Origin of the sequence: Alkaliphilus oremlandii OhILAs (assembly GCF_000018325.1) — a bacterium.
Taxonomy (GTDB): Bacteria; Bacillota; Clostridia; order Peptostreptococcales; family Natronincolaceae; genus Alkaliphilus_B; species Alkaliphilus_B oremlandii.
Genome location: NC_009922.1, coordinates 2,692,678 through 2,704,009, shown reverse-complemented (window position 1 = coordinate 2,704,009; position 11,332 = coordinate 2,692,678). Strand labels below are relative to the sequence as shown.

Here is an 11,332-nt window from a genome sequence, read left to right as displayed (position 1 = left end):
AGAAATAGGACGCATTACACGTCCTATTTCTTTATTGTATCAAATTAATTTGCTTTTGCATAAGGCTTAGACTCATCTAACTTTGCAACAACGATCTTTCCTGTAAAGCTTAGTAATATAACAACGATTGGCATTAAATAATTAAAGAATGCCCATTTGAAATAAGCTGTAGTTGCAACACCTAATACACCGTATATAAATACACCACATGTATTCCATGGTATTAAAGCGGAAGTCAATGTTCCCGCAGATTCTAAAGTATTGGAAAGAACTTTAGGATGTAGATTTTTTTCTTTATAGGCATTGGCATACATCCTACCTGGAACAACGATAGAAATATATTGCTCTGGCATTGTTGCATTACTTCCGATACAAGTTGCAATTGTAAGAGAGATCAGACCTGGGATACTCTTTACACGTCTTAATAATGTTTCAACAATGACATCCAATTGACCTGTTTTCTCCATGATACCACCGAACATCATGGCAATAATTGTTAGGGAGATGGAGAACAACATATTTTCAAGACCACCTGTTGTAAGCAGCTCATCTATAGCAGCAACGCCTGTCTCACTTACGAAACCACCGTAGCTAGCAGATAAGATATCGCCAAGATTAGCACCTTGGAATACTGGTGCAAATATGACACCTAAAATGATACCGACAAATATACCAGGAATCGCTGGCATTTTCATAGCAATTAAAGCGATTACTGCTAAAGGTGGAATTAATAATAAAGGGGATATGGTAAAGTTTGCTTGTAATCCAGTTTGAATTTGTTCAATTACGGAAAGGTCTACTTGCGTACCTCTAAAGTTAAATCCAATCACTAAGAAAAGAACTAAAGTGATGCCATAGGATATAACTGTAGCAGGAAACATAAATTTAATGTGCGTAAATACGTCAGTACCTGCCATTGCTGGTGCTAGGTTTGTAGTATCTGAAAGTGGAGACATTTTATCTCCAAAGTAAGCACCTGATATAATAGCACCTGCTGCAATTGGTGCAGGAATACCTAAACCTTGTGAGATTCCCATTAGAGCCAAACCGATGGTACCAATGGTTCCCCAAGATGTACCTGTGGCTAGGGAAGTAATAGAACAGATAATAACTGTAGCTACTAAAAATATAGAAGGCGTTAAAACGCTCAGCCCGTAATAAATCATTGTAGGAACTACGCCGGCTAATAGCCAAACCCCTATAAGCACACCGATAATAGCTAAAATAATAATTGCTTGTAAAGCTTGGTTGATTCCATAAAACATACTCTTTTCAACATCTTCCCACTTGTACCCAATTTTTAAAGCCATTAAAGCAGCAAAAGCTGTTCCGAATAGCATTGGGATATGGGGGTCAGCACCAAATTTTGCAATACCAACGGCCATAACTAAAATAAGAAATAGAAACGACAGTATTGCTTCGTAAAGATAAGGTTTCCTATGAGTCATTTAATAAATCCTCCTTATGTTTTATAGTGTTTTTTTAGTCGAGAGATATGATTATAATAAATCCAACTCACATATATTTATTATAGCAAAATCAGTACCAACTCTCATAAAAATGCACAAAACTGGTATATACATAATATGGAGACTATGATATGTACACAATATTAACTAAAAATTATTATTATATAAAAATTTTCGAATAATTATAAAATAAATTGTTTAAAGATAAATTAAATAAATAAAGCAAGAAATATTGCTATTTTGCAGCAAAATTTCTTGCTTTCATCCTTATTCTATTAAATCCTGCATCACTTTTTTCTTTAATTTATATTGCAGACCTTGTCTCGTAATGCCTAAGGCCTCCGCAGCCTTTGTTATATTGAGGCCATTGACTCTGAGCGCTTCCGATATAAATTGTTCCTCTACACGATCCATATATTCATTGAGATTGAATGCTTTACCTTCAATGGTATGCAGTGTAATGGGGCTAGGAATAGAACTTTTCTCAGCTTTAGGCTGATTATAAAAATGTCTTTTCATATAGTAGGGCAAATGCTCTAAGGTAATGGTGCCATGATCTTCTATGATGTTTAGTGCTCCTTCTAAAACATGCTGTAGCTCTCTCACATTTCCAGGCCATTGATAATTATGGAAAAACTCTGAAACCTCTGGAGAGACCCCAGCCACTGTCTTATGAAGTTTTTTTTCTAGTAATTTAATGAAATGTTTTTCTAATACTTCAATGTCGCCAACTCTACTGTGCAACGGAGGGATATGAAGGTTTACCACGCTCAGCCGATAAAATAAATCCTCTCTCAGTGTACCGTCCTCAATGAGCTTAAAGGGATCTTCATTTGTGATTGCAATGATACGAACATTAACCTCTATTTCTCTAGTGCTGCCAATGGGTCTAAACTTGGATTCCTGTAGTACCCGCAAAAGCTTCGCCTGTAGCCCTAGTGGCATAGAATTTATTTCATCCAATAGTAGGGTCCCACCATTTGCTTGCTCTAAAAGACCGGCTCTATCAATTGCTCCCGTAAAGCCGCCCCTGGCTGTTCCAAATAGAAGACCTTCGAGGAGAGTTTCTGGGAGCGCAGCACAATTTTCTGCCACAAAAGGTTGATACTTTCTTTTACTGGCATTGTGAATGCTCTGAGCAAAGAGCTCCTTACCAGTTCCAGACTGTCCGATGATTAAAACTGAAGAATCTGTTTTGCTTGCCATACGGGCAATCTGTTTTGCATTGGATATTTCAGGAGAGTTGCCTAAAATATCATCCAGGGTAAATTTAGCAGTAGTATTTTTATTCTTTTTACCTTGCTTCGTGGATTCATTAAAGTAGAGAAAGCTATGAACGCCTTTTTCTAGATTAGAGATATCCTTTGCTATTTCCACCGCACCGATGATGGCATTGTTCTTTATAATGGGCCATGTGGAGTTTAAGGTTGAAATTTGTTTGCCATTTTTGTTGAAATAGGTTTGATAATTCATCGTAATGGGTTGTCCAGTCTCTAAAACCTGCATCAATGTGCTTTTTCCTTGTAAAGAGGGAAGCACATCTAAGAGCTGTTTATTTAATACCGCTTCAATTTCCATTTCTTCAAAATCTGCCATGGTATTGTTATATAGCAAGGTTTTGCCTTTATCATCAACGATATGAATCCCTTCTTGAAAATTAGTATTAATGATATCAATCAGTGTTTCTTTATCCATCGACTCACCTCGAAACTTAATTAAAACAGCTTATTGAATTAAGCTGTGTGTTTTTTATATTATATCATTATTTTGTAAAGTGGCAAATGAAGTTGTAAGAATGATAAAATCTTTTGAATTTTTGGATTCTAAAGTTTGAAGGGGCTCTTTCTGTGAAATATATAATAGTATATAATATGAAATAAGGACAGGGAATTAAAAAGAAGAATATGAGGAGTGGAGTAACTTATGAAAACAAAGCATTTTGGCGAAATAGAAATTAAGGAAGATCGGGTGTATACTTTTGTAGATGGTATACCTGGATTTGAAGACCTACATCAATATATGATCATAGAAAATACAGAGGAAGATATGCCTTTTCATTGGCTTCAATCCTTAGAGGAGTCCAATTTAGCGTTTACCATAATTAATCCCTTTACATTTAAAAAGGATTATGAATTCGATATTGACGGGGTCACTCTGGATAAACTAAACATAAAATCCCATGAGGACGTTGTGGTATACGCTATTGTTACCATACCAGAGGATGTGAGTAAAATGAGTGCAAACTTAGCAGCTCCTCTTATAATGAATCATGTAAATCGGAAAGGAAAGCAGGTCCTATTGCAGGATAGTAAATATACGAGTAAACATTTGATTTTAGAGGAAATAAAAAACGCTTCTGGTATAGGCCATCATAGTGAAGAAGCTACAGAGGAGGTATTATAATGCTGGTTCTATCTCGTAAAGCGAATGAAAGCATCATGATTGGCAAGGATATCGAAATCAAAGTACTTGGGATAGAAGACGGTAAGGTGAAGATTGGAATTGATGCACCAAGAGGACTTGAAATATATCGTCGGGAGATTTATGTGGAAATAGAGGAAGAAAATATCACAGCAAGTAAGCAGAATTTAAACCTAGAAAATTTAAAGATTTTATTTAAGAAATAAAATTTGTTCGCTCTGGGTCACAAACTTTATGTTGCACCCAACTTTAGATAGAGCTTACAGTTTCAAATGCTCAAAATAATGCCTTAACTTTTGATTTAATATTTTTGGTGAGGGTATAATATGTTTAATTGTTAGAATATATTTTAAATCCAAGGAAACAATTCAATCGATTGCTTTGGTATTTAGCCTTAAAACTAGAAGAAGAGAGGAAGGATATTGTGGGTCAAGTGGATTATATTATTGTAGGGAATGGGATTGCAGGGTTATCTGCTGCAGAAACCATACGAAAAAAAGATGGAAATGGAAAAATTTTAATGATTTCTGCAGAGGAGTATCTAACTTACTATAGGGTAAAGCTTTCTCATTTCATTTCTAAGGATTTTACAGAGAAGGACTTCTTTGTACATGATGAAAATTGGTACAAAGAGCGGAATATTGATTTGATTTTAGGAAAGTCTGTAAGTAAAATCAATACAGACTTGAACGAGTTGGAGTTAAGCGATGGCAGTAAAATATCCTATCACAAGCTATTGCTTGCCAATGGAAGTAGACCTTTCGTTCCACTGATTAAAGGAAATGACAAAGAAGGTGTATTTGCTTTAAGAACCATAGAAGACTTAAATAACCTTAGAAAATATTTTGAAAATGTCAAGAGCATAACTGTGCTTGGTGGCGGTCTTTTAGGCCTAGAAGCAGCATGGGCTATTAAAAAGTTAAATAAAGAGGTTAATGTAGTTGAATTTTTCCCACAGCTATTACCGAGACAGTTGGATGAAGGCTTATCTAAAAGGTTTGGTACAACTTTAGAGGCCAATGGAATCAATTTATACTTAGGAACTGGTACAGAAGAAATTGCAGGCGGTGAAAGAGTAGAAGCTATAAAGCTACAGGATGGAAGAACCTTCAACACCGATGCTGTACTGATTTCTGCTGGTGTACGCCCTATTTTAGACCTAGTAAAGGACACCAATATAGAATTTGATAAAGGGATTAAAGTAGATGCTTCTATGAGAACGAATATTGAAAATATATATGCAGCTGGAGACGTAGCAGAGCTCAATGGCATGGTTGTAGGACTGTGGGGAATCTCTGCAGATGAAGGAAATGTGGCTGGAGAAAATATGACAGGTGGAAATGCTACGTACACAATACCAGAGTTGAATACGATGCTGATGCTGGATAAACTTTCTGTATTCTCAATTGGTAATGTGAAGGACTTCCACAGTGTGATAGAAGATAAGGATGAAAGTAAGGATGCACATTACAAGCTATTTTTAACCGATGGAAAGGTAAGTGGTGCTATCGTTATGAATGATATGGCTAAGGTACCGAAGGTGAAGAAGCTGGTGAATAATAATGTGGACTTAAGTAGGGAACTAGCTGAAGGCAAAGGGTTTAGTGAAATTATTTAAAGCTTATAAGGTTTAACTACACATAAAGAAAGCAAAAAATCATCCGTGGATTACTCCACAGATGATTTTTTTATGTATTCCTGGATTAGAGCATCGTATGCTCTTCGAAGATCCAAGATTGCAGAATTGCTGCTAGAGTGATAAACCCTGTCGTCAACCGATGCAATGGGTAAAACCTTAGGGGAGGTACCCGTTATAAATAAGCCATCTGCTTCCTGGATGAAGGATGCTGGTACTGCTTCTTCCTTCACTGCATAGCCCAATTGAAGGCATAGCTGAATTACTCGGTGCCGTGTAATCCCTAGGAGAACATCCTTTGCAGGTGATGTGTAGAACACATTGTCCTTCACTAGAAATATATTAGATTTACTGCCTTCTGTTATTTCTCCTTTTTGATTCACTAAAATGGCTTCATAAGCATTTGATTCTGCCATTTTTTTTGTTACGGCATCTCGAAAAGATTTTGCAATGACCTTTGCATTTGGATTTTCCCTTTCAGCCTCATAGAGGATGGTATGTACGCCATTTTCATATTGCTCTTGAGGCGGATACTTACTGGTAATAAAATAAACAAATAAATTTTTGTTTTCAGTATCCAGCCCGTTGATGACAATTTTAATATTGTAGTTATAACATTGATTTAAGTCGATGAGCCGATATAGTTGATCTTTTATAAAGCTTTCATCCCAAGGTAAAGTGTAGTTTAGTATTTCTAAGGATTTAACCAATCTTTCTAAATGCTCTTCAAAGAACAACGGGACTCCGTCTATCACTCGAATGACTTCGTAAACGGACGGAAATATTGTTGTCTCTTCCTGTTTAAAATCACTTGCTGGAAGAATATTGCCATTGAGCAAAAAATACTGTTGTGCTATTTCTGTAGGTACTTTTATTGAATCTGCCATTGGATCACCCCATACCCTTCGTTATTTTAATACCGATTCCTACTAGTCTTATTGTATCATTTAATATAAAAAATATATATTGTTTCTAAACTTTTCTATAGAATTACCGATATTATATGTATATATCTTTTTTTATTTTATTTTTAGGAGGGAGCCGAAATGAGATTAGAAGGAGCACAACTCGGTACATTGTACCCAGTAGGCCAAAAAACACAAGGGCAGGGAAGCCAAGAAAAGATTGTTAGAACAGGAGAACAAGGTGTAGGCGAAATTTTACCGGGAGAGAAGGTTATACCAAAGGAGCAGCTGATCCATGCCGTGGACAGAGCCAATAAAAGCTTTGAATCCATGGATCGACGCTTTGAAATCTCTGTGCACGATAAAATTAATGCCGTTATGATTAAGGTGATTGACTCTAAAACTGATGAGGTCATTCGAGAAATTCCGTCGGAAAAAATATTGGATATGGTTTCTAATATGATGGAGCTAGCTGGTATCTTAGTAGATCAAAGGGTATAAATAGAAAATAGGAAAAAGAAAAAAACGAGGTGGTTATATGAGACTGGGCGGTATTGCATCCGGTATGGATACGGAGAAAATGGTAAAGGAATTAATGAATGCCGAAAAGGTAAGGGTCAACAAATATTATAGACAGCAGGAAAGCATAAAGTGGAAGCAAGAAGCACTGAATACGACAAATAAGGTGTTGGCAGATTTTATTTTAAAGGCGAGAAGTGGTTTTGGATTAACTAGTACAAGTAGCACAGGTAGTATTATCAATAGAGGAACAGATAGTTTTGATTGGGTAAAAAAGGCAAGTTCTAGCAATGAAAGTCTAGTTAAGGCGACTGCTACAGCGAATGCCATGGAGGGGCAGCATACCCTAGAAGTTTTAACTCTTGCAGAGGTTGCAAGGTTTACTAGTGGAAAACTGGATCTAAACTCTGATGGAACATTTAAGTCAGCAGGTTCTTTTACAATAAAGAATGGCACTACTGATCCTGCTAAAAAAATAGAAGTAAAAATAGAGAATGCTAAAGTAATTGGCGGTGAATTGCAAGGTGATTTGAACTTTGCAGAAGGCAATGCTTTAGTCCTAGATATAAATGGAACTAAAATTAAGATAGATGAAGACTTCACACAAAAGGGAGATCCGCAACAAGCTTTATTAGAACACATAGAAAATGCTTTAGGTGGCCAGGAAATAATTGTAGAAGCTGAGGATGGAAAACTAAAGTTTACTTCTACTAATCCAGAAAAAGCAATTACAATTAATGTTACTGCTGAAAAGGAAGATTTATCAGCTGAGGATAAAGCGGCATTAGTAAGTAAATTAGGATTAAAAAATGGTACGACAAAGGGTACTACTATTAGTGATGTTGTTAAACAAATCAACGATTCCGATGTAGGTCTAAGAGCATCCTACGACAGTAAAGTAGGAAAGCTGATGATTACCAGCAAAGCGCAAGGTAGCGACCAAAGTATTAACTTTGATGCTTTTACTGGGACTTTAGATTCTACTTTATTTACAGGACCTGCTGCAAAAAATGAAGCTGGAAGTGATGCAAAATTCTGGTTTAATGCAGGAGAATTAACTGAAGCGGATAGAATAGGCGAAGTAGGTATAATCAAACAAAGCAGCAATAACTTCACCCTATACGGAATCAATATTCAGCTGCAAAATATTCAACCAGGCAACAAAGTCACAATTAACGTAGAATCCAATGTAGATGGCGTAATGGACAAGGTAAAGGGTTTTGTAGAAGAATACAATGCATTAATCGATGTTTTAAATGGTTTATTAAAGGAAAAGACCCATAAGGGATACACCCCTTTAATACAAGAAGAAAGAGAAGCTATGAAGGATAAAGAAATAGAGCTTTGGGAAGCAAAGGCAAAGAGTGGCCTTCTGAATAATGATGCAACGATTACGAGAATGCTTCAAAATATGAGAAGTGGATTATATGAGAATGTTCATGGTGGATGGAAAACTGGAGAAGATAAAAATGATTTTAAATTATCTGGTTTTAGTCATATTACACAGATCGGTATTACCACAGGCAACTACCAAAGTGGTGGAAAATTGGAGATCGATGAAGCAAAATTAAGACAAGCGATTATTGATAATCCAGATGGTGTTGTCAATCTACTATTTAAAAAACCTGAAAGTACGAATGTAAAGGGCCCTGATGGAAAGATAGATGGTAAATTAGTAGCTGAAAAACGTGCTAATTCAGGTCTTGTAGAAAGACTATTTGACGATATGATCACTGGTATGCAAGATATTGTTCGAAGATCTGGAACTGGAGATAATGCTAGTCTGTATAGAAGTGTTCAGTCTAATATGCTGATTGACTTTGTAACCAGTGGCTCTATCAGTCTTTTAGATAAGGATCTTACAAGTGTGGGTTCTCGTATTACGAGAGAAGAGAGCCTACTTGTTTCTAAGGAAACACGTTATTGGAATCAATTTACTGCTATGGAGAAGGCAATGCAAAAGATGAATAGCCAAAGCTCTTGGTTATCTGCACAAATGGGAATGTAGTATATCCATGGCTTACTTTGTGATATAATGATAACTGTAGTTGAATAGTTGTTATATAGGAGGAAATACAAAATGGCAATGAACAATCCCTATGGTCAGTACAAGCAGAACAGTGTTATGACTGCAAGTCCGCAAGAACTTACATTAATGCTTTATAATGGAGCTTTAAAGTTTATCGGTATGGCCAAAATTAATATACAAGAAAAGGATATTCCAAAGGCAAATGAATCCATTAAAAGAGCTCAAGATATCATTCAGGAGTTAAATATTACGTTAAACATGGATTATCCAATATCTACAAACTTGAGAAGTATGTACACCTATATATTGGAGAAATTGGTGGATGGGAATATTTATAAAGAAATTCAATATCTGGACGAAGCAGCTGAAATCATAACGGAGCTAAGGGATACATGGAAGGAAGCTATGAAAATTTCTAAAGGCGGAAAATAGGTGATTAGATGGGCAGAGTAGAGTTAATCGAATACTTATTTAAGTTAAGTGAAGGGAAACTGTTTTTAATTAATCAGCTATGGACCTTAACGCAGCAGCAAAGTGAAACCATAGGCAGTGGTGAAATGGATTCGCTGAATGATATTATCGAACAAAAACAGAGTATTATGGACCGCGTAGATGTATTAGATAAAGAATTTGCAGAAAAATATGATGTAATAAAGGCAGAATTTCCAATCAACGATGTAGGCGCCCTAGATTCTGAAAGTAGAGAGAAAATGAGAATACTGAAGGAAAAGGTAAAAGAAATCCACAATTTGACGGAAAAGATCCAGCAGATGGATGATTCTAATACGGAAAGATTCCAAAAGAATATGGAATCCATAAGAAATGAACTGAAAAAGGTGAAATTTGGACAAAAAATTTCTAAAGGATATAGTGCCAATAAGCAAAATGAAGGATTTTCGATTTTTATTGATAAAATGAAATAAATCCGATATAATATAATGAGTGCATTTAAAGGTCTGTGGTTGAAAGTCCATGCCAGTCGCAGGCAAAGGGACCCACGTAAGATAGTAAAAAATACAGCTATTGAGCATGGTGCGGCTTAGAAGTAAGACCTGCCGACAAAAAGTCGAGAGAGTGAGTAGTGAGGCAACCCCGTAGCGAAATCTCCAGCAGGCGAGTGTGGGGGCAAAGACCAGGTCAGCTTTAATGTACTTAACTTATACACAAGAAAAACAACGCATGTTGATTTATAGCGAAAAAAGTAGATTCCATAGGTAACTAGGGCATCTACTTTTTTTAAATGTTTTTCTACAATATCAGTTAAAAAAATGTAACAAGTTGTCTAAATGTTGAAAAATTCACAAAAAAGAAAGAAAAATAAATAGGATACCATTCAATCTAACAATCTAAAATCTCCATCAATTATACATGCAATATTCGACAAAAATAATTTGTCACAGTTTATTAACAAAATTATTCACAAGGCTACAATCCTTAAAAATAAGTTATCAACAGAGTTACTCACATTATCCACATATACTATATAGACATATCCACAGTGTGAAAATTAATACACAGGGTTAAAAAACTATTCAATAAATGAAGAATTCAATGAAATAAACCGTCATATATTATAATAATTATGCGATTGAAATAAATAATGTATTTATATGCTGAATCTTTAAAAAATATTCCTGAATTTTTAGTTTGAGTACAATATATTTGGGTAAAATAATACAAATCAGTAATTATAATTATTAGAGAAGATTCAATTTAAAAGTAAACAAATGAGTGCTTAAATTTTAAGCTGACTCTCATCAGCTTAAACTCTATAGATTGAAAGGAGCTGGATTTATGAAAGTAATCGTTAGTGGAAGAAATATGAATATTACAGATGCATTAAGGGACACAGTAGAATCTAAGCTAAGCAAACTAGATAAGTTTTTCTATAATGAATTGGAGGCACAGGCTACATTATCCGTTCAGAAAAACAGACAAATCATAGAGGTAACCATCCCGATTAACGGATCAATTTTAAGGGTGGAGGAAGCGACCGATGATATGTACAGCTCTATCGACAATGCCGTAGATAAATTGACAAGGCAGCTTAGAAAGCAAAAAAGTAAATTAGAAAACCGCAATAGCAAATATAAGACGATTCGATTTGAAAATATTCCAGCTTATGAGCCAGAGAATGGCAACGCTTCAGAATCTAAAATTGTTAGAACGAAGCGATTCTCTATAAAGCCGATGAATGCAGAGGAAGCAGTCTTACAGATGGAGCTTCTGGGACATAACTTCTACGTATTCTTAGATGGTGAAACCGATGAGGTGGGTGTTGTTTACAAACGGAAAGATGGCAATTACGGTTTAATCGAACCTTATTTAGATTTAGAGTAAAATTAAATAAAAT

The 11,332-nt window shown here is 35.6% G+C and carries 11 protein-coding genes; 8 read left to right on the top strand and 3 right to left on the bottom strand.

Annotated features, from left to right (window positions below):
• Positions 1-44: 44 nt before the first annotated feature.
• Both nhaC and CLOS_RS13205 read right to left on the bottom strand, forming a co-directional pair.
• Positions 45-1,448, bottom strand: coding sequence for a Na+/H+ antiporter NhaC (gene nhaC, locus CLOS_RS13210; RefSeq protein WP_012160336.1), 1,404 nt, complete (start codon positions 1,446-1,448; stop codon positions 45-47).
• Positions 1,449-1,736: 288 nt separating this feature from the next.
• Positions 1,737-3,164 (bottom strand): sigma-54 interaction domain-containing protein, encoded by a 1,428-nt coding sequence (locus tag CLOS_RS13205; RefSeq protein ID WP_012160335.1) that lies wholly within the window; start codon positions 3,162-3,164, stop codon positions 1,737-1,739.
• A gap of 228 nt (positions 3,165-3,392) precedes the next feature.
• On the opposite strand from CLOS_RS13205, the gene fliW reads away from it, so the two are divergent.
• The 3 genes from fliW (at position 3,393) to CLOS_RS13190 (ending at position 5,508) form a co-directional block, all read left to right on the top strand.
• Positions 3,393-3,872 carry a flagellar assembly protein FliW gene (fliW, locus tag CLOS_RS13200; protein ID WP_012160334.1) on the top strand — a complete coding sequence of 160 codons (480 nt, stop codon included), beginning with the start codon at positions 3,393-3,395 and terminating at the stop codon, positions 3,870-3,872.
• Positions 3,872-4,096: a carbon storage regulator CsrA gene (gene csrA / locus CLOS_RS13195; protein ID WP_012160333.1), complete on the top strand. Its 225-nt coding sequence runs from the start codon at positions 3,872-3,874 to the stop codon at positions 4,094-4,096. Before fliW ends, csrA begins: the two co-directional genes overlap by 1 nt.
• Positions 4,097-4,224: 128 nt before the next feature.
• On the top strand, positions 4,225-5,508 hold the full coding sequence (locus tag CLOS_RS13190) for an NAD(P)/FAD-dependent oxidoreductase (protein ID WP_012160332.1): 1,284 nt from the start codon (positions 4,225-4,227) through the stop codon (positions 5,506-5,508).
• A 50-nt stretch (positions 5,509-5,558) separates the two neighbouring features.
• Here CLOS_RS13190 and CLOS_RS13185 read toward each other — a convergent pair whose 3' ends face one another.
• Positions 5,559-6,413, bottom strand: coding sequence for an aminotransferase class IV (locus CLOS_RS13185; RefSeq protein WP_012160331.1), 855 nt, complete (start codon positions 6,411-6,413; stop codon positions 5,559-5,561).
• A 159-nt stretch (positions 6,414-6,572) separates the two neighbouring features.
• Here CLOS_RS13185 and CLOS_RS13180 point away from each other — a divergent pair, with 159 nt between their 5' ends.
• From CLOS_RS13180 to hpf, 5 genes are all read left to right on the top strand, one after another.
• Entirely contained in the window at positions 6,573-6,932 is a 360-nt protein-coding gene (locus tag CLOS_RS13180; RefSeq protein ID WP_012160330.1) for a flagellar protein FlaG, read from the top strand.
• Between the two features lie 37 nt (positions 6,933-6,969).
• Positions 6,970-8,958 carry a flagellar filament capping protein FliD gene (gene fliD / locus CLOS_RS15350; protein WP_012160329.1) on the top strand — a complete coding sequence of 663 codons (1,989 nt, stop codon included), beginning with the start codon at positions 6,970-6,972 and terminating at the stop codon, positions 8,956-8,958.
• A 72-nt stretch (positions 8,959-9,030) separates the two neighbouring features.
• Positions 9,031-9,411, top strand: coding sequence for a flagellar export chaperone FliS (gene fliS, locus CLOS_RS13170; protein WP_012160328.1), 381 nt, complete (start codon positions 9,031-9,033; stop codon positions 9,409-9,411).
• An 8-nt stretch (positions 9,412-9,419) separates the two neighbouring features.
• Complete coding sequence (locus CLOS_RS13165) at positions 9,420-9,902, top strand: flagellar protein FlgN (protein ID WP_012160327.1); 483 nt, start codon at positions 9,420-9,422, stop codon at positions 9,900-9,902.
• Between the two features lie 871 nt (positions 9,903-10,773).
• Positions 10,774-11,319, top strand: a complete 546-nt coding sequence (gene hpf, locus CLOS_RS13160; RefSeq protein ID WP_012160326.1) for a ribosome hibernation-promoting factor, HPF/YfiA family — start codon at positions 10,774-10,776, stop codon at positions 11,317-11,319.
• Positions 11,320-11,332: the final 13 nt, after the last annotated feature.